Origin of the sequence: Saccharomonospora marina XMU15 (assembly GCF_000244955.1) — a bacterium.
Taxonomy (GTDB): domain Bacteria; phylum Actinomycetota; class Actinomycetes; order Mycobacteriales; family Pseudonocardiaceae; genus Saccharomonospora_A; species Saccharomonospora_A marina.
Map to the genome: position 1 here is coordinate 4,802,990 of NZ_CM001439.1, position 16,983 is coordinate 4,819,972.

A 16,983-nucleotide genomic window follows, 5' to 3' on the forward strand; every position below is an offset into this window, starting at 1 on the left:
GCCGTCACGTGCGCTGAGCCAGGAAGGCCACCTTGACCTGCTCGCCCGCCGCGACCTCGACGAGGTCCTCGTCCACGTTGATCAGGCAGTTGGCCTCGGCCAGCGACGCGAGCAGATGGGAGCCCGACGTGCCGAGTGGCTGCACCAGGTACTCACCGTTGCTCTCGTCGCGCAGCAGCTGGCCTCGCAGGAAACCCCTACGACCCCTGCTCGACACGATGGGAGAGAGCAGGCGCGCCTCGATGACCCTGCGGTGGGGGTTCCGGGTGCCGCGTGCGGCACGGATCAGCGGCCGGATCATGACCTCGAAAACGACCAGTGCGCTCATCGGATTCGCCGGAAGCAGAAAGGTGGGCACCGAGTCCGGGCCCAACCTGCCGAACGCCTGTGTCGAGCCGGGGTGCATGGCGACTCTCGTCGTGTCGATCTTGCCGAGGTCGGACAGCGCGGCGTGCACCTCCTCACCGATGCTGCCTCCTGCCCCTCCCGCCACCACGACGACCTCGGACATCAGCAACCTGCCCTCGACGGTCTCACGTAGCCGCTTGGGGTCAAGCGGCACGATGCCGACCCTGCTCACCTCCGCTCCCGCGTCCCGTGCAGCGGCCGCCAGCGCGTAGGAGTTGACGTCGTAGACCTGGCCCACGGAGGGTGTGCGGTCCACGTCGACCAGCTCGTCGCCCACCGAGATGATCGACACCCGTGGTCGCGGATAGACGAGCACCTTCGACCGACCCACGGCGGCGAGCAGGCCGACCTGCGCGGCCCCGATCGTGTCACCCCGGCGCACGGCGACGTCGCCGATCTGCACGTCCTCCCCGGTTCTACGGACGTAGCCGTGGGAAGGAACGGACCGCTGCACCGTGACGTTGGCCTCGTGACCGTCGGTGAAAGCCGTGGGCACGACGGCGTCGGCCAGCGTGGGAAGCGGAGCACCGGTCGCGACCCGGACCGCCTGGCCGGGCTGCAACCGCCGGGGCTGCCGCGAGCCGGCCGGAATCTCGCCGACCACCGGCATCTGCACTGCTTCTTCGCTGGCCGTCCGCACATCGACACTGCGCACCGCGTAGCCGTCCACCGCTGCCTGGTCGAAGCCGGGCAACGCGTGCTCTGCGACCACCTCCTCCGCGCAGAGCAGTCCCTGCGCCTCGGAGATCGCGACCCGCACCGGGCGCGGCCGCACGGCGGCACCCAAGAGCACAGATAGCTGCGCGTCGACCGACCTGAATTCGGTGGGCGACGACGGGTCGGCGGTGGCGGACTCGCGTGTGGTCATGAGCCCTCGTTGCCGATCCGGTTGGTCAACCACTCCCTCAGCTCGGGACCGTGCTCGGGATGGCTCAGTGCGAAGTCCACGGCCGCCTTCAAGAACCCTGCGGGGTTGCCGAGGTCGTGCCTGCCACCCCGGTGAACGACGATGTGCACCGGGTGCCCTTCCTTGATCAGCAGCGCGACAGCGTCCGTGAGCTGCAACTCCCCGCCCGAGCCCGGCTGGATCCTGCGGAGCGCGTCGAAAATCGCCCGGTCCAGCAGGTAGCGTCCCGCCGCCGCGTAGGTCGACGGCGCCGCCTCCGGCGAGGGCTTCTCCACCATGCCGTGCACCTGCTTGACATCCTCGTCCCCGGTGTCGGACACGTCGAACACACCGTAGGGCGAGATCTGTTCCTTCGGGATGTCGAAGGCACAGAGCACGCTGCCGCCGTACTGCGCCCGCACGTCCGCCATCCGGTTCAGCACCCCCGACGGCAGCACGAGGTCGTCGGGCAGCAGGACGGCTACCGCCCTGTCTTCCTCGGTGAGGTTGGCCTCGGCCTGCGCGACGGCATGACCCAGCCCATGAGCCTGCTCCTGGATGGCGACGTCCACCTCGAGCAACCCGTGTGCCCTGCGGATCTTGGCCAGCTGCTCGGTCTTGCCCTTGCGGCGGAGCGCCTCCTCCAGTTCCTCCATCGGCCGGAAGTACTGGACAACAGCTTCCTTGCCGGGGGATGTGACGATCACCATGCGCGTGGCCCCGGCCTCGGCCGCTTCGGCGGCGACAAGTTCGATGCCCGGCGTGTCGACGATCGGCAACAGTTCCTTGGGCACGGCCTTGGTCGTCGGCAGGAATCTCGTGCCGAGTCCCGCGGCAGGCACGATGGCGGTCCGGAAGATGTTGTGACTCGTGGCGCCCGTCATGGGCGCAAAGCCTAGCCTGGTCACGTGAACGAGACAGACAACGACAACCCCCCTGCGGGGGTAAAGGCACAGTGGCGGGCGCGAATGAAGGCCGGGCGAGCAGCGATCTCCGCACAACAGCGGGTGCTCGAGGCCGCCGCGCTGACGGAGGCGGTGGCCGGGATGGCGGCGACCACCATGTGCTGTTATGTCCCGTTCGGGTCCGAACCCGGTTCGATCGCGCTGCTCGACGTTCTCCTGGAGCGCGGTACACGTGTTCTCCTTCCTGTGGTTCCCGCGGAGCCCGGCCCGCTCGACTGGGCCGAGTACACGGGCACGTCGGCACTGGCCAAGGGCAACCTGCGTCCGGTGCTGGAGCCGCAAGGGCCTCGACTCGGACCGAAGGCAATAGCCGAGGCCGATGTCGTGCTCGTTCCCGCCCTTGCCGTGGACCGTTCGGGGGTCCGGCTCGGCAGGGGTGCGGGCTACTACGACCGGTCGCTGTCGCTCGTCTCAGCGACCGCCGAACTGGTCGCTGTGATTCGCGACACCGAATTCGTCGACCAGTTGCCCGCCGAGCCCCATGACGTGCGCATGACGGCGGTTCTGACTCCGAGTGACGGGCTGCGTCGGCTACCTTCGATAGAGCCCTCACTGTGAAGCCCTCGCTGTGAGAGGGCCCTCGATTGCGCTCGGGGAATGCCATACAGCAAAATTGAGTTAGCACTCTCCGGAAGGGAGTGCCAGCGCCAGAAGGAGTCCCCGTGCCGACCTACCAGTACGCCTGCAAGGAGTGCGGCCACCAGTTCGAGGTGGTCCAGTCGTTCAATGACGCGAGCCTGACCGACTGCCCGCAGTGCCAGGGTGCGCTGCGCAAGCTGTTCGGCTCGGTCGGTGTCATCTTCAAGGGCAGTGGGTTCTACCGCACCGACTCTCGGTCCGACTCGAAGTCGTCCAGCACCTCAGGTGCGTCGAGTTCGTCCAACAGCTCCTCCAACGGGTCCTCCAACGGTTCCGGGAGTTCCGCCAAGTCCGACGCCGGGTCCGGCTCCGGATCGAACAACGGCGGCGGCTCCACGAGTTCAACCAGTACCACGGCCGCAACGCCGAAAGCCTCGTGACACCGCAGTTATCCACAACGGCCTAGTTATCCACAGGCTGCCGCTTCCCGGGTTCCGACTTCGCGTGCAGCGCCCCTAACGTCGGTTTCGGTCGAGGGCGAAGCACCGCCCTCCCGATCCGATTCGAGGGGAAACGATGCAGGCCAAGACCCGTGAACAAGCCTGGCGACAGTGGTTGCGCGGCAGAGTCCGGGCTCGCCCCGCCGCGCTGGTGCGGCGTTCGCTCGCCACGACCTTGTTCCTGCTGGCGGTGGCGCTGGCAGCCATCCCCGGTGCCGACGTCAGCGGTGAAGCGCTGGTCAACGTTGTCGTCACTGCCAGGGAGGTTCCGTCGGGAACGCAACTGGCAGCAGACGATCTGAGGGTCGCGGCCGTTCCGACCGGAATCGGGCCCGACGGCGCATTGGGCAAGACATCGGACGCTATCGGTCGCCACCTCATCGGCGCGGCTCGCGCGGGCGAGCCACTGACCGATGCCAGGCTCGCCGAGCACCGTCGTAGCCCACCCGGCACCGCGACAGTTCCGGTTCGGCTCGCCGACGCCCGGATCGCGAAGCTGCTCCGTCCGGGCACTCGTGTCGACGTCATTACTCCGGACCGGGCGGGCACCGACGCCACCCGTAGCGGGGAACACGTCGTGGCAGGCACAGTCACCGTGGTGGCGGTACCAGACGAAGGAACAGCAGCGCGCGACGGGCCGGCGATGGACGACCAAGGTGCCCTGGTGCTGCTCGCGGCTCCTGCCGACACCGCAGCTCGCCTTGCCGCTGTTTCACTCGAGCAGCCGATCACGGTGACCCTGCGTTAGGTCGCACCGGAATGCCGTCGCAGGGAGGGTCGGCTTGGGGAGTGGCGACGAGACCATCGCGGTCCTGGCCCCTTCACGAATAGGCCGGGGCCCTCCGCGAGCCCACACGTGGCCGGAACACGCGGACCGTGGCTCAACCGTCGTGGTGCGGCGGGCGGTTCTCCAGGTACCACTCGTCGCGTCGGCCGCGGTCACCGCCGGGCTCCTTCTCGTCGGAAGTGGTCTCGGGAACCACCTCCCCGAAGACCTCCTCGATGCGGCGGTGGCGCCGCCGAGGCGGTGGGGCAGGTTCGTCGGCAGGCCGATCGCGGTCCGTGGCCACGGCGTCAACTCTCGTCAAGGCCGGACAACTCGTCGATGACGTGGGGAACCAGCGACGACAGTGTCGCCATGCCGTCACGGACGGCGGCGCGAGAGCCCGCGAGGTTGACCACGAGCGTGCTGCCCGAGACACCGACGAGCCCCCTGGAGATGCCCGCATCGATGGCGCCGGCGGCCAACCCGGAGGAACGCAGCGCCTCCCCGATGCCCGGGATGGGCCTGTCGAGCACACCGGCCGTGGCGTCAGGGGTGACGTCTCGCGGGGAGACTCCGGTAGCGCCAACCGTGATGACCAGGTCTACCCCACCGATCACCGCGGTATTGAGCGCGTTGCGGATTTCCACCGTGTCGGCGCGAACCACAACGGAACCGTCCACTATGAACCCGGCTTCCTCCAGCAGTTCGGTCACGAGCGGCCCGATGGAGTCCTCGATCTCTCCCTGAGCCGTCCGGTCATCGACAACCACCACGAGAGCGCGGCCCAGCCGCTGTGCACTGCGTTCCATGAGCCCTACCGTAGTGGGACCTCGCGACAGATGTGACCGAAGGCTTACGGACGGTCGGTTGGGGCTGCGGGTTCGTCGTGAACCGCATAGCGTCCTCGGCGTGCGCGTGCTCGTCACCGGTGGAGCCGGGTTCATCGGCTCCCACATCGCCGACCTGCTGGCCGAATCGGGGTTCGAACCAGTGCTGCTCGATGCGCTGCTGCCCACCGCGCACGGCGCCGGCAACCCGCCTGGGCACGCCACGCGACACCGGTTCGTGCGCGGTGATGTGGCAGACGCGGCACTGGTACGGGAGCTGCTCGCCGAGGTCGACGCGGTGTGTCACCAGGCGGCCGTGGTGGGGCACGGTGTCGATCCCTCCGACGCGCCGTCCTACACGCTGCACAACGACCACGCCACGGCGGTGCTGCTCGCGGCGATGTACGAAACGGGGGTGCGCCGGCTGGTGCTGGCGTCCTCGATGGTCGTGTACGGCGAAGGGAGGTACGCCTGCGCACGGCACGGAGTGGTGGCGCCCGCTCCTCGTCGCCAATGCGATGTGGACGCCGGCCGGTTCGATCCGACGTGCACCCGGTGCGGCGCCGACCTGCGACCTCTGCTGGTTCCCGAAGAAGCCCCGCTTCGGCCACGAAGCACATACGCGGCCACCAAACTCGCCCAGGAGCAGCTGGCGGGCGCATGGGCGCGGCAGACCGGCGGCACCGTGTGGGCGTTGCGCTACCACAACGTCTACGGCCCCCGGATGCCACGCGACACGCCTTACGCCGGCGTGGCGTCGCTGTTTCGCTCCGCCCTCGAGCGAGGCGAGGCCCCGACCGTGCTGGAGGACGGGAAGCAACGACGGGACTTTGTTCATGTCCACGATGTGGCAAGAGCCAACGTGCTCGCCCTGCGCACGCCCGCAGCCGAGGGCGAGTTGAGCGCCGTCAACATCTGTTCCGGCGAGCCCCACACGATAGGAGAGCTCGCCACCGAACTCGCGAGGGCCCATGGTGGTCCGCGGCCACGCGTGGTCGGCGGCGCCCGTCCCGCCGATGTGCGCCACGTCGTCGCTGACCCGCAGCGGGCGCGGCGGCTGCTCGGCTTCACCGCGACGATCGGGTTCGCCGAAGGTATCGACGAGTTCGCGACGGCTGAGCTTCGTGCTACCGGGTAACGGCACCGGACGCAGACGATAGCTGCCAACAGCCCGTGGTCAGCGGGCCGCCAGCGGCAGCCGTACCTCGAATCGACAACCCTGCCCGTGGTTGTGCACCTCGACCCGACCTCGATGCGCCTCCACAAGACCTTTCACGATCGCCAGTCCAAGGCCGCCGCCACCGGTGGTCCTCCCGGTCTCGGGTGTGCGCGCCTGGGAGCCTCTAAACGCGACGTCGAACACCCGGCCGAGCTCGTCCTCGGGGATACCACCGCACGCGTCGTCAACAGCGAGCAGCGCCTCCTGGCCGTCGATTCCGATGTCGACGGCCACCGTGCCGTCGGGCGGAGTGTGGCGGATGGCGTTGGAGACGAGGTTGCGCACGATGCGGGCGAGTTCCGGATCGCTACCGGCCACCACCGGCCAAGCCTGTGCGCTCGCCCGCACTTTCACCCGGTTGCGTCGGGCAACCGGTCTCTGCGCGGACAGCGCGTCGCTGACCACGTCACCGAGCGGTACGGCGGTCAGTTCCAGGCGAAGCGCCCCAGCCGTGATTCGGGAGAGTTCGAAAAGGTCATCGACCATACCTGTCAGGCGGGTGGCCTCGACGTTGATGCGCTGGGCGTACTTGGCGACCTCGTCGGGCTCGCCGACGACACCGTCGGCAAGCGCCTCGGCCATCGCCCTGATACCCGACAGCGGGCTACGCAGGTCGTGACTGATCCAAGCGACCAACTCGCGGCGCGAGGCTTCCGCTGCTCGCTCCCGATCCCTGGCCTCCCGCTCCCACACGCTGCGCCTGGCGATAACCCTGCCGAGCACGACGGCCGCGGGGACGGTCACCATCGCCACCAGCAGACAGACCAGCAACATCGTGGTCAACGCCGTGCTGAACATGAACCCGCTGACGCCGAGCACCCCGGTCAGCGTCGCGACGATGGGGATCAGCACTAGCACCGTGAGGGTGCTGGCCAGGGAACCCCTGCGCAGCAGGTACAGCACCAAGGCACCGACGGCGACGACCGGCATCGCGAACGCGAGCGCGACAGGCAGGATGTGCCAGGCGTGCGCGAGCATCTCGGCGAGCGACTCGCCGGACTCGATCATGATCGTCGCGGGTCGTAGCGGTAGCCGATGCCCCAGACCGTGACCACCCGGCTGGGGTTGGCGGGATCGGCTTCGATCTTCTCCCGCAGCCGCCGGACGTGGACGGTTACGGTGGACTGGTCGCCGAACTGCCAGCCCCACACCTTGTCCAGCAAGTCGGCCCTGGAGTAGGCGATGCCGGGGTGGGTGAGGAAGAACGCCAGCAGGTCGAACTCCCGAGCCGTCAGTGCGAGCGGCGCACCCGCGAGCGTGGCGTGCCGCGCCGAACGCACCAGCCGCAGGTCGTCGTCGACGAGATCCGGCGCGCTCGCCCCCGGCGCCGGTCCACGGGACCTGCGCAGCACCGACGAGACCCGCAGGGTCAGCTCTCGGGGGCTGAACGGCTTGGTCACGTAGTCGTCGGCACCTATTCGCAGGCCCGCGATACGGTCCTCCTCCTCCTCCCCGAGCGCGGTCAGCATGACCACCGGCACCTCGCTGATCCGCCGCAATCGGCCACACACCTCGAGGCCACCCAACCCCGGCATCATCACGTCGAGGACGATCAGGTCGGGTGGCTGTGCGGCGCAGCGCTCCAGCGCCTCGTGGCCGTCACCCGCGACCGCCACGGCGAACCCGGCCACCTCCAGGTAGCGACGCACCACGTCCCGGACCGTCTCGTCGTCATCGACCACGAGCACCAGGCCTTCGCCGCTGTCCTCACTCATCGCCCTCACCACACCGTCAGCATCAGATGGTTGACCGCCAGCGCGGTCGCCGCTTGGGCGGCCAGCCACCAACGTCGCGTACCAGGCGGCAGCAAAGCCGTGGCAGGCAGCAGCCACACCGCGAAAGGCAGCCAGATCCGCTCCACTTCCGCCTTGGAAAGGCCGCTCACGTCGGCGACAAGGACGGCGCAGAGGGCGGCGGCCGTGAGCATCACCATAGGCGTCCAGCCGCGGCTCAGCCATGCCCTGCGCAGCCCAGCCACGACAGCGGGCCCCACCGCCAGCACCAAGCACGCCAGATTCGCCCACACCCAGTACGAGTAGGGCCGTTCGGAGGCGATTCCCTGGTGGTATCGCTCGACGACCTGCCGATAGCCGTCGAACCACCAGAAGCCGGCCATCGCGAACGCGGCCACCACCGCCGCGACTCCCGCCGCGGCGTACAGCGTCGCCCTCGCACTGCGGCCCAACAGCCCGACGGCGAGCGCCACCAGGCCGAGCAGCACGAGGCCGTAGGACAAGAACAACCCGAAGCCGAGCAGCACGCCCGCTCCGACGGCCTGAGCGGGTGCGTACCGAGACCCGCTGTGCGCGGCTCGGCAAGCCTGCGCGAGCAGGGCGATACCGCACGCGGTCACTCCCGCGAACACCGCGTCCGCCGACACCGCCAGCCACACCGCACCTGGGAACAGCACGACGAACGGCCAGCAGGCACGCGCCGCCTCAGCACGGCCGAGCGCGGCCAAGGTGACAGGCACGGCCACCGACACCAGTCCAGCCGCGGCCACACACGCGAACGCGGCCCAGACACCGCCGGAGAGCCCCAACCGGTCCAGCCAGACGAACACCAGCACGGCGCCTGGAGGGTGGCCTGCCACGTGCGTGGTCCAGAAGCCCGGGGTGCCCGCGACGATCCGGTCGGCGAACGTGTCGAGCATCGTGGAGATGTCGGTGATGCCGCCTACTTCGTGCAGGTACTCGTGCGGCGTCGTCAGCCGCGCCGCGAAACCGCGTTCCCAGCCGTCGACCAGCGCCAACGACAGCAGCCACGCCAGCGAGGCGACGTACCCGGTGGCGAGCAACCCACGCCACGGCAGCGACGTCGCGAGTGCCGGACCCCACACAACGGCCGCCACCGCAAGCAGCACCGCGAACACCGATGCCGGGCCGGCGTGCGGTAGCCACCTGCCGTACAGCGGCGGCGACTCTCTTACCGCGACAGCGAGCGCGACGAGCAACGCGGCAACGCCGACGGCGACGAGGTCACCGCGCACTCGATTCGCGGTCGCGCCGGGCCTTGTCGTGGTGGAGGAATCGACCACCCCCCGCACGATAACGGGCCGGACCTCGGGCGTCAGCGAGCCGCGGGGACACGTCAGAACTCGGTAATACCCGGCGACCCCCGTCAGGGTTTCGTAATCCCGCACGAGTTTCGCGGTGTCCGGCTTGGATCTATCGTCCGATTTCGTGAACGGAGAAGAACCGGTCGACGTCGTCCTGCCGTGCCTCGACGAGGCTCCTGCGCTGCCCGCCGTGCTCGGCGCCTTCCCGCCCGGCTTCCGCGCGATCGTGGTGGACAACGGTTCCACCGACGACTCCGCGAAGGTCGCCGAGGAACTGGGGGCCAAGGTCGTCTTCGAGCCACGGCGCGGGTACGGCGCTGCCGTCCACACCGGTCTGGAGGCAGCCTCGTCGCGGATCGTGTGCTTTCTCGACGCCGACGGCTCCCTCGACGCCGGGCAACTCCCCCGACTGGTGAGGCCGGTGCGGCAGGGCAGCGTGGAACTCGCGGTGGGCCGCCGAGTCGCGACGGCACCCGGGGTGTGGCCGTGGCACGCACGCGCGGGCAACGCGGCGCTGGCGCTGCTGCTGCGAGCACGCGGGCTTCCCGTGCACGACCTAGCGCCGATCCGGGCGGTGAATCGTTCGGCGCTGCTCGAACTCGGGGTGGCCGATCGAGGATTCGGATATCCGCTGGAACTGCTGGTCAGGGCTGCTCGCGAGGGCTGGCGAGTGCACGAGGTCGACGTCGGGTACGGCCGCAGGGCGGACGGCACGGTGTCGAAGGTGTCGGGTTCGCTGCGCGGAACCCTGCGTGCCGCCACGGACATGGCGCGGGTCTGGCGCGCGTGAACGGCGGCTGGTGTGCGTTGGTCGTGGCGAAGGCACCCGTTCCCGGCCAGGCGAAGACGCGGCTGTGCCCACCCGCGGCACCTCGGCAAGCCGCTGACCTTGCCGCGGCCGCGCTGCTCGACACGCTCGACGCTGCACTGACGGTCCCGGAAGCGGTGCCGGTGGTCGCGCTTGCGGGGCAGCTCACCTCCGCCGCGCGGCGCGGCGAGTTGTCGGGTCTGCTGCGTCGTTGCACCGTGCTGGCCCAGCGAGGACCCGACCTCGGGGCCCGGCTGGCGAACGCTCACGCCGACGTCGCGCGGTTGTGGCCCGGTATGCCCGTCGTGCAGGTCGGGATGGACACACCGCAGCTGACCCCCGCACTGCTGCGCTCGGTCGCCGATGACCTCCACAGGCACGAGGCCGTGCTCGGCCAGGCCCTCGACGGGGGTTGGTGGGTACTGGCACTGCGGGACCCGGCGCGAGCGCGGGTGCTGGCCGGGGTGCCGATGTCGCGGCCCGACACCGCGGCACTCACCCGTCGTGCGCTCGCCACCACCGAGTCGATCGCGGCGCGGACCGAGACACTGTGCGATGTGGACACGATGGCCGACGCGATCAGCGTCGCCGAACTGATTCCCGACTCGCGGTTCGCGGCGGCTGTGCGCGCGATCCGGACCGCGGCTGCTTCGCGCTGAACGCGGCGAAGGATTGGTCGGCGGCCCACCGGCAGCGGTGATCGGCTCAACTCACCCGCCCGTGGGCCGCCGCGCTGGTCTCGGCCGCACCTGCGGCCGAGCGTCTCAGTTCGGTTGTACCGGCTGGCCGCCGAGCGTGATGTCCAGTGTCCGGTTGCTACCGAGCGTGATCGTGACCGTTTCGCCCGGCGCCCGGGTGCGGATCGCCGCGACGAGAGTGTTCGCGTCATCGATGCGCCGGTCTCCGAGCTTGACGATCACGTCACCGGACTTCAGGCCTGCCTTCTCGGCGGGGCTGCCAGGCTGCACCTCGCCGATCACCGCGCCACCGGAAGGAGCGTCGCCCACCGTGGCACCGATGTAGGTCTGCGTGGCATGGCCGGACTTGATGATGTCGTCCGCTGTGCGCCTGGCCTGGTCGATCGGGATCGCGAAACCGATCCCCACGTTGCCGCCCTCGGATTGCATGCCGGGGATGCCGGAGGACTGCGGGCTGTAGATCGCGGAGTTGATGCCGATGACCTGCCCCTGCATGTTGGCGAGCGGTCCGCCGGAGTTGCCGGGGTTGATGGCGGCGTCGGTCTGGATGGCGTCCATGACCGTCGTCTGGTCACCCTGGCCGCCCGCCGTCACGGGTCGGTGCAGCGAACTCACGATTCCTGCTGTGACGGTGCCCGCCAGCTCGAAAGGTGAGCCGATCGCCACCACGGACTCGCCGACCCGCAGGTCGTCGGAGCGGCCCAGCTCCACGGTGGGCAACCCGCTGACGCCTTCGGCCTTCACCACCGCGATGTCCGTGGTGGGGTCACGGCCGACGATCGTGGCCTCGGCCTCGTCGCCGTTCTGGAACACCACGTTGATGGCGCCTCCGTCTGCCGCCCCCTCGATGACGTGGTTGTTGGTCAGGATGTAGCCGTCGTCGCTGATGACGAACCCGGAGCCTTCGCCTGCCGACGAGCGACCGCGCACCTGGAGCTGCACCACGCTGGGCATCAGCTTCTGCGCGACCGCTTCCACGCTGCCCGCAGGGGCGCTACCGGTGTCCTTGGCAGGGAGCGGTTCGTTCAGCGCGTTCACCGAACTGCCGGTCGCGGCGTTGTCGGCTGCCAGGTAACCACCCACGGTGCCTGCCCCGCCGCCCACCAGGAGGGCGAGCATCGCCACGCCCGCGACCAGCTTGGCGGTACCGCCACGGCGGTTGCGCTGCGGCGACGGTGGTTCGCCGCCCGGCATGGTGCTCGCGGCCGGATACCGGCTCGGCTGGTACGGGTTGTAACCGTGCATCGCGTGGCCCCGGGCCGACCACGGACTCGGCTCCTGCTGGGCACCCCAACCGCCTTGCTCCGGTGTTCCGGGTGCCTGGCCGCCGGGCTTGTCCTGAGCATAGGGGTCGTTGTCGGTCATGGGTTCATGATGCTCCGTCGTCCTGAGAACACGCTGAATCGAGCCTGTGCGCCAGGCCTGAAGATTCACCCTGCCGCCCGCAGCCGTTGCGCGATCAGCTCCGGCGACACGTCGTTCACCCAGACGGCCATGCCGGACTCCGAGCCCGCGAGGTACTTCAGCTTGTCCGGTGCCCTGCGTATCGAGAACAACTCCAGGTGCAGCCACGCCAGGTCGTGACCCTGCCGCACGGGCGCCTGCTGCCAACCCGCGACGTAGGGCAGCGGCCTGTCGTACAGACCGTCGCAGCGGCGCAGTAGCCGCAGATACACCTCGGCGAAGTCGGCGCGCTCCTCGGTTGTCAGACCGGTTAGGTCGGCGACCCTGCGATGGGGCACGACCAGCACGTGCACCGGCCAGCGCGCCGCAGGGGGAACGAAGGCGGTCCAGTGCTCACCCTCCTCCACCACCCTGGCGCCATCGGCACGCTCGGTGGCGAGCAACTCGCCGAGGAGATGCGTGCCGTGTTCGGCGAAGTGGTCACGAGCGGTGGCGAGGATACGTTCGGTCCTCGGTGTGACGAACGGGTAGCCGTAGATCTGCCCATGCGGGTGATGCAGGGTGACACCGATTTCCTCGCCCCGGTTCTCGAACGGGAACACCTGCTCCACGCCGTCCAGTTGGGACAGCGCGGCCGTACGGTCGGCCCACACGTCGACCACCGTGCGCACCCGGCGCGGGCCGAGTTCGGAGAAGGAACGATCGTGGTCGCTGGTGAAGCACACCACCTCGGTACGACCGTTGCGGTCGACGAAGGACGGGAAGCGATTCTGGAACACGACCACGTCGTAGTGCGGTTCCGGTATCTCGCTCGGTTTGCCGGGGCGGGTGGGGCACAGCGGGCAGAGGTCGGTGGGTGGCTTGTGCGTGCGCGTCTGCCTGTGCGTGGCGATGGCTACCCACTCGCCGGTGAGCGGGTCCCTGCGGATCTCCGAACTCCCCGCCACGGGAGGAAGCGCGCGGGCGTCCCTCGCGTCGCGCGACGGTGGCGCGGGACCCTCGTCGAAGTAGATGATCTCCCGGCCGTCCGCGAGGTGCCGAACGGTCTTGTTCACTCGTGCGCCCCAGCCGGACTGTCGACCCGCGCGATCAGGAGTTCGCCCGCATGCTCACGAAGGATGCTACGAGCGTCGTCGGCGAGACCCTCGTCGCTGACGACCACGTCGGCCTCGGTGAGGTCGGCGATCGTGGAGATGCCGACCATGCCCCACTTGGTGTGATCGGCGAGGACGACGAGCTTGCGACCCGCCTCGACAAGCGCGCGGTCGGTCTCGCTCTCGGTGAGGTTGGGCGTTGTGAAGCCGGGTCCGTCGGCCATGCCGTGCACCCCGAGGAAGACGATGTCGAGGTGCAGGCTGCGCAGACTCTGTACCGCCACCGGACCGACGAGCGCGTCGGAGGGTGTGCGCACACCTCCGGTGAGGACGACGGTGCGGTCGGACTCGCCCGAACCGCGTAACACGTCGGCGACCCGGATCGAGTTGGTCACGACGGTCAGGCCGGGTATCGGGCCAAGGGCTCGGGCCAGTGTCCAGGTGGTGGTGCCCGCGGACATGCCGATGGCGGTTCCGGGGCGGATCAGTCCCGCGGCGGCGGCGGCGATGGCCTCCTTCTGTGCGCGCTGGCGAACGGACTTGGCCTCGAACCCCGGTTCGTGGGTGCTCATGGTGGTGACCGTGGTCGCGCCTCCGTAGACCTTCTCCACGAGTCCCCTGCTCGCGAGCACGTCGAGGTCCCTGCGGACGGTCATGTCCGACACGCCGAGGCGGTCGACGAGGTCGCTGACCCGGACCGCACCGGTCCGCCGCGCCTCGTCGAGGATCATCGCTTGCCGCTGCCGCGCCAGCACCGTCTACTCCATCCGCAACTGCACCAGAAGTACACAAAACTCTACATGATCAAACACGGTCGGCTGGTCCGCGCCACCCGAAGGTGGGAACTCCGGGCGCGTCACCGTCGAGGGACGGTAACCGAACCCGCCACCGAAACCGCCGTGGTATCCGGGTGACGCTCGGCCGCCGCTACCGGGTTGCCCTACCCCGGCACGCCGGGCAGCCGGATCGTCAGCAGCGCGCCGCCTTCCGCGGCGCGCCCGGCGTACACCGCGCCGCCGTGTCGCTCCACGGCCTGCTTGACGATCGCCAGACCCAGCCCGGAACCCGGGAGCGTTCGCGCCTCGGACGACCGGTAGAAGCGATCGAAGATCTTGGGCAGATCCTCCTCCGCGATACCCGGTCCCGCGTCAGCCACCTCCACCACGGCCGTGCCGTCACCGAGCGGCCGCAACACGACCCGCACGACGGAGCCGGCAGGCGAGAACTTCACTGCATTGTCGAGCAGGTTCAGCACCGCGCGCTCCAGCGTGTTCGGGTCGCCGGTGAGCACCCAGGGACGCAGGTCCGCTTCGAACTCCACCTCACCAGCCCTCGGCCGCGCGCGATCGAGTGCCCGCTCGATCACCTCGACGAGGTCGACGCGCTCGGCTTCCTCCCTGGGAGCCTCTCCCCGAGCCAGCTCCACCAGATCACCGATCAGCTGTGTCAACTCGTCGAGTTGGAACCGGATGTCCGCCTCGACCTCCGTGCGATCGCGCTCCGACAGTGACGGCGAACCCGGCTTGCTGGCGGCGAGCAGCAACTCCAAGTTGGTGCGCAGCGAGGTCAGCGGTGTCCGCAACTCGTGCCCCGCGTCCGCGACCAGCCTGCGCTGCCGCTCCTGCGATTCGAAAACGGCGTCGAGCATGGTGTTGAAGCTGTGCGTCAGCCGCGCCAACTCGTCGTCGCCGCTCACCGGGATGGGACGCAGGTCCATTGTTCGGGCCACCCGCTCGGTGGCGGAGGTCAGGCGCTCGACGGGACGCAACCCGGCTCTGGCGACCGCGGTACCCGCCACCGCGGCCACCACGATTCCCGCGCCCCCGAAGAGGAACAGCACGAGCGCGAGGTCCGACAGCGTCCGCTTGGTCGGCTCCAGCGACTGCGCGAGCACCATGGCCACCCCGTTGCCCGCGGGCAGCGCGATCACGCGCATGTCGGTGGCCTGGTCCGTGCGCAGTGACGAGTCGGTGGTTCCACGCGCCACCGCCAACTCGGGCGGGCCCCAAGGTGGGGGTGTGCCCGCACGCGGATGGATCATGTCGGAAGTCGCGGTGAGCAGACCGATCTGGATGTCGCTGCTCACCAGGAACGCGCCAGGAATCGACTGCACCCTGGACTGCACCGTCGGGCTCTCCACGGCGGCCATGGCCCGCTCGGTGAGGCTGTCGTCGAACTGCTGGTAAAGGTTGTTGTACACGGTCAGGTATGCGCCCAGCGATACCAGCGCCACGGTGACGCCCACCGAGATGGCGGCGAGCAACATGACCCGGGTACGCAAGGAGAAACGGCGAGGCCGGGCCTGCTCGCTCGAGGTGAGGGTCACGGGGGCGTCTCCCGAAGTACGTATCCGACGCCACGGACGGTGTGGATCAATCGTGGCTCACCACCGGCCTCGGTCTTGCGTCGCAGGTAGCCGACGTAGACCTCCAGTGCGTTACCCGACGTCGGGAAGTCGTAGCCCCACACCTCTTCCAGGATCCTGCTGCGCGTCAGCACGTGCTTCGGGTAGGACATGAACAGTTCGAGCAAGGCGAACTCGGTCCTCGTCAGGCTTATCTGCCGTTCGCCCCGATAGACCTCCCGGGTACCGGGGTCGAGGCTGAGATCGGCGAAGGTGAGTGCCACGGAGTTGCCCGCCGCCTGCGCCTCGGCTCCGGCCCGTCGAAGCAGCGCGCGCAGCCGCGCGAGCAGTTCCTCGAGCGCGAACGGCTTGGGCAGGTAGTCGTCGGCGCCCGCGTCGAGGCCGGAGACGCGGTCGGAGACCGTGTCGCGGGCGGTGAGTACGAGGATGGGCAGGTCGTCACCGATGCCTCGGAGCCTGCGCGCCACCTCGAGCCCGTCCAGCCTCGGCATCATGACGTCGAGCACCATGGCGTCCGGGCGGTCGGCGGCGACCTTTTCCAGCGCCTGCGCACCGTCGCCCGCGACGTCGACCTGGTAGCCGTTGAACTCCAGCGAGCGTCGCAGCGACTCGCGAACGGCTCGATCGTCGTCGACGACAAGAATGCGCATAGGACCAGTCTTACTCGGCCGGCTGAGACGGTCCTTAACGCCGGGCCGCGTGTCAGTCGACCAGTCCGCCCCGGTACGCCAGCAGGGCGGCCTGCACCCGGTTGGCGGCGCCGATCTTGGACAGCACCGCGGAGACGTAGCCCTTGACCGTCGCTTCCGACAGGTGCAGCGTCCCACCGATCTCCGCGTTCGAAAGGCCCTTCCCGATCAGGGTGACGACCTCGCGTTCACGGTCGGACAACGACGCGAGCAGCTTTCGCGCGGGTGCCGCGGCGCGCTGCTCGTCGCGGTGCGCGTTGACCATGCGCGCGGCGACGCTCGGGTCGAGCACAGCCCCGCCGCGCGCCAGGTCGCGGATCGCGCGAACCAGCGCGGCGGGCTCGATGTCCTTGAGCAGGAAGCCGTTGGCGCCGAACCGGAGAGCGAGGCTCACGTACTCGTCGACGTCGAACGTGGTGAGCATGGCGACGGCAGGGGGTTCCGGCAGTGTCTGGATGGCTCGCAGGGCGCGAATGCCGTCGTCCGGTGCGCGCATCTTGATGTCCAGCAGGGCGACATCAGGGTGGAGACGACGGGCGGCTTCCACCGCGGTTCTTCCGTCGGCCGCCTCGCCGACCAGTTCAATGTCCGGCGCGACGGATATCATCGTGCGTAGGCCCGAGCGGACGAGTTCCTCGTCGTCGGCGAAAACGACCTTGATCAACGGCGCCTCCAAGGGCAGGGGGACCGGGGTCACCGTGTCCGATCCGTGAAGGT

19 protein-coding genes are annotated in these 16,983 nt (G+C 69.3%); 6 read left to right on the forward strand and 13 right to left on the reverse strand.

All coding sequences use genetic code 11. From position 1 onward, the window contains the following. Positions 1-4: 4 nt before the first annotated feature. A complete protein-coding gene (glp, locus tag SACMADRAFT_RS22600; RefSeq protein WP_009156174.1) occupies positions 5-1,276 on the reverse strand; it encodes a molybdotransferase-like divisome protein Glp in 1,272 nt (423 codons plus the stop codon). Next, on the reverse strand, positions 1,273-2,178 hold the full coding sequence (locus SACMADRAFT_RS22605) for a UTP--glucose-1-phosphate uridylyltransferase (protein ID WP_009156175.1): 906 nt from the start codon (positions 2,176-2,178) through the stop codon (positions 1,273-1,275). Before SACMADRAFT_RS22605 ends, glp begins: the two co-directional genes overlap by 4 nt. Positions 2,179-2,202: 24 nt before the next feature. Here SACMADRAFT_RS22605 and SACMADRAFT_RS22610 point away from each other — a divergent pair, with 24 nt between their 5' ends. The 3 genes from SACMADRAFT_RS22610 (at position 2,203) to SACMADRAFT_RS22615 (ending at position 4,086) form a co-directional block, all read left to right on the forward strand. Beyond that, a complete protein-coding gene (locus SACMADRAFT_RS22610) occupies positions 2,203-2,817 on the forward strand; it encodes a 5-formyltetrahydrofolate cyclo-ligase (RefSeq protein ID WP_009156176.1) in 615 nt (204 codons plus the stop codon). Between the two features lie 104 nt (positions 2,818-2,921). Continuing rightward, a complete protein-coding gene (locus SACMADRAFT_RS29365) occupies positions 2,922-3,278 on the forward strand; it encodes an FmdB family zinc ribbon protein (protein ID WP_009156177.1) in 357 nt (118 codons plus the stop codon). Positions 3,279-3,414: 136 nt separating this feature from the next. Continuing rightward, positions 3,415-4,086: an RcpC/CpaB family pilus assembly protein gene (locus SACMADRAFT_RS22615; RefSeq protein ID WP_009156178.1), complete on the forward strand. Its 672-nt coding sequence runs from the start codon at positions 3,415-3,417 to the stop codon at positions 4,084-4,086. Between the two features lie 133 nt (positions 4,087-4,219). Here SACMADRAFT_RS22615 and SACMADRAFT_RS22620 read toward each other — a convergent pair whose 3' ends face one another. Both SACMADRAFT_RS22620 and SACMADRAFT_RS22625 read right to left on the reverse strand, forming a co-directional pair. Further along, positions 4,220-4,408 carry a hypothetical protein gene (locus SACMADRAFT_RS22620; protein ID WP_009156179.1) on the reverse strand — a complete coding sequence of 63 codons (189 nt, stop codon included), beginning with the start codon at positions 4,406-4,408 and terminating at the stop codon, positions 4,220-4,222. Positions 4,409-4,412: 4 nt separating this feature from the next. Next, a complete protein-coding gene (locus SACMADRAFT_RS22625) occupies positions 4,413-4,913 on the reverse strand; it encodes a MogA/MoaB family molybdenum cofactor biosynthesis protein (protein ID WP_009156180.1) in 501 nt (166 codons plus the stop codon). A 100-nt stretch (positions 4,914-5,013) separates the two neighbouring features. Here SACMADRAFT_RS22625 and SACMADRAFT_RS22630 point away from each other — a divergent pair, with 100 nt between their 5' ends. After that, positions 5,014-6,069 (forward strand): NAD-dependent epimerase/dehydratase family protein, encoded by a 1,056-nt coding sequence (locus SACMADRAFT_RS22630; RefSeq protein WP_040925839.1) that lies wholly within the window; start codon positions 5,014-5,016, stop codon positions 6,067-6,069. Positions 6,070-6,108: 39 nt separating this feature from the next. Here the strand turns inward: SACMADRAFT_RS22630 and SACMADRAFT_RS22635 are convergent, their stop codons facing one another. The 3 genes from SACMADRAFT_RS22635 to SACMADRAFT_RS22645 are packed head-to-tail and all read right to left on the reverse strand — an operon-like array spanning position 6,109 to position 9,187. Further along, a complete protein-coding gene (locus SACMADRAFT_RS22635) occupies positions 6,109-7,158 on the reverse strand; it encodes a sensor histidine kinase (RefSeq protein ID WP_009156182.1) in 1,050 nt (349 codons plus the stop codon). Next, positions 7,155-7,865 carry a response regulator transcription factor gene (locus SACMADRAFT_RS22640; protein WP_009156183.1) on the reverse strand — a complete coding sequence of 237 codons (711 nt, stop codon included), beginning with the start codon at positions 7,863-7,865 and terminating at the stop codon, positions 7,155-7,157. Before SACMADRAFT_RS22640 ends, SACMADRAFT_RS22635 begins: the two co-directional genes overlap by 4 nt. A gap of 5 nt (positions 7,866-7,870) precedes the next feature. Beyond that, positions 7,871-9,187, reverse strand: coding sequence for a hypothetical protein (locus tag SACMADRAFT_RS22645; protein WP_050998231.1), 1,317 nt, complete (start codon positions 9,185-9,187; stop codon positions 7,871-7,873). A gap of 145 nt (positions 9,188-9,332) precedes the next feature. Between SACMADRAFT_RS22645 and SACMADRAFT_RS22650 the strand changes: the two genes are divergently transcribed. Then, the gene (locus tag SACMADRAFT_RS22650; protein WP_040926728.1) at positions 9,333-9,998 is read left to right on the forward strand and encodes a glycosyltransferase family 2 protein; all 666 of its coding nucleotides are present in this window, start codon (positions 9,333-9,335) and stop codon (positions 9,996-9,998) included. After that, the gene (locus SACMADRAFT_RS22655) at positions 9,995-10,675 is read left to right on the forward strand and encodes a TIGR04282 family arsenosugar biosynthesis glycosyltransferase (RefSeq protein ID WP_009156186.1); all 681 of its coding nucleotides are present in this window, start codon (positions 9,995-9,997) and stop codon (positions 10,673-10,675) included. The genes SACMADRAFT_RS22650 and SACMADRAFT_RS22655 overlap by 4 nt, the downstream gene beginning before the upstream one ends. A gap of 105 nt (positions 10,676-10,780) precedes the next feature. On the opposite strand, the gene SACMADRAFT_RS22660 is transcribed toward SACMADRAFT_RS22655, so the two are convergent. The 6 genes from SACMADRAFT_RS22660 to SACMADRAFT_RS22685 form a co-directional block, all read right to left on the reverse strand. Beyond that, the gene (locus SACMADRAFT_RS22660) at positions 10,781-12,079 is read right to left on the reverse strand and encodes a S1C family serine protease (protein WP_009156187.1); all 1,299 of its coding nucleotides are present in this window, start codon (positions 12,077-12,079) and stop codon (positions 10,781-10,783) included. 65 nt (positions 12,080-12,144) lie between these two features. Further along, complete coding sequence (galT, locus tag SACMADRAFT_RS22665) at positions 12,145-13,173, reverse strand: galactose-1-phosphate uridylyltransferase (RefSeq protein ID WP_009156188.1); 1,029 nt, start codon at positions 13,171-13,173, stop codon at positions 12,145-12,147. Beyond that, positions 13,170-13,967 (reverse strand): DeoR/GlpR family DNA-binding transcription regulator, encoded by a 798-nt coding sequence (locus tag SACMADRAFT_RS22670; protein ID WP_009156189.1) that lies wholly within the window; start codon positions 13,965-13,967, stop codon positions 13,170-13,172. The genes galT and SACMADRAFT_RS22670 overlap by 4 nt, the downstream gene beginning before the upstream one ends. Positions 13,968-14,152: 185 nt before the next feature. Then, positions 14,153-15,478 (reverse strand): sensor histidine kinase, encoded by a 1,326-nt coding sequence (locus SACMADRAFT_RS22675; RefSeq protein WP_083841061.1) that lies wholly within the window; start codon positions 15,476-15,478, stop codon positions 14,153-14,155. 56 nt (positions 15,479-15,534) lie between these two features. Next, positions 15,535-16,227, reverse strand: a complete 693-nt coding sequence (locus tag SACMADRAFT_RS22680) for a response regulator transcription factor (RefSeq protein ID WP_009156191.1) — start codon at positions 16,225-16,227, stop codon at positions 15,535-15,537. Between the two features lie 52 nt (positions 16,228-16,279). Further along, positions 16,280-16,930, reverse strand: a complete 651-nt coding sequence (locus SACMADRAFT_RS22685) for a response regulator (protein WP_040926731.1) — start codon at positions 16,928-16,930, stop codon at positions 16,280-16,282. Positions 16,931-16,983 lie beyond the last annotated feature (53 nt).

Excerpts from the sequence above, each read along its gene's own strand:
- SACMADRAFT_RS22675 (WP_083841061.1), bottom strand. The coding sequence starts at position 15,478 with ATGTTGCTCGCCGCCATCTCGGTGGGCGTCACCGTGGCGCTGGTATCG.
- SACMADRAFT_RS22660 (WP_009156187.1), bottom strand. The coding sequence starts at position 12,079 with ATGACCGACAACGACCCCTATGCTCAGGACAAGCCCGGCGGCCAGGCA.
- SACMADRAFT_RS22680 (WP_009156191.1), bottom strand. The coding sequence starts at position 16,227 with ATGCGCATTCTTGTCGTCGACGACGATCGAGCCGTTCGCGAGTCGCTG.
- SACMADRAFT_RS22615 (WP_009156178.1), top strand. The coding sequence starts at position 3,415 with ATGCAGGCCAAGACCCGTGAACAAGCCTGGCGACAGTGGTTGCGCGGC.
- SACMADRAFT_RS22625 (WP_009156180.1), bottom strand. The coding sequence starts at position 4,913 with ATGGAACGCAGTGCACAGCGGCTGGGCCGCGCTCTCGTGGTGGTTGTC.
- SACMADRAFT_RS22640 (WP_009156183.1), bottom strand. The coding sequence starts at position 7,865 with ATGAGTGAGGACAGCGGCGAAGGCCTGGTGCTCGTGGTCGATGACGAC.
- glp (WP_009156174.1), bottom strand. The coding sequence starts at position 1,276 with ATGACCACACGCGAGTCCGCCACCGCCGACCCGTCGTCGCCCACCGAA.
- SACMADRAFT_RS22635 (WP_009156182.1), bottom strand. The coding sequence starts at position 7,158 with ATGATCGAGTCCGGCGAGTCGCTCGCCGAGATGCTCGCGCACGCCTGG.
- SACMADRAFT_RS22605 (WP_009156175.1), bottom strand. The coding sequence starts at position 2,178 with ATGACGGGCGCCACGAGTCACAACATCTTCCGGACCGCCATCGTGCCT.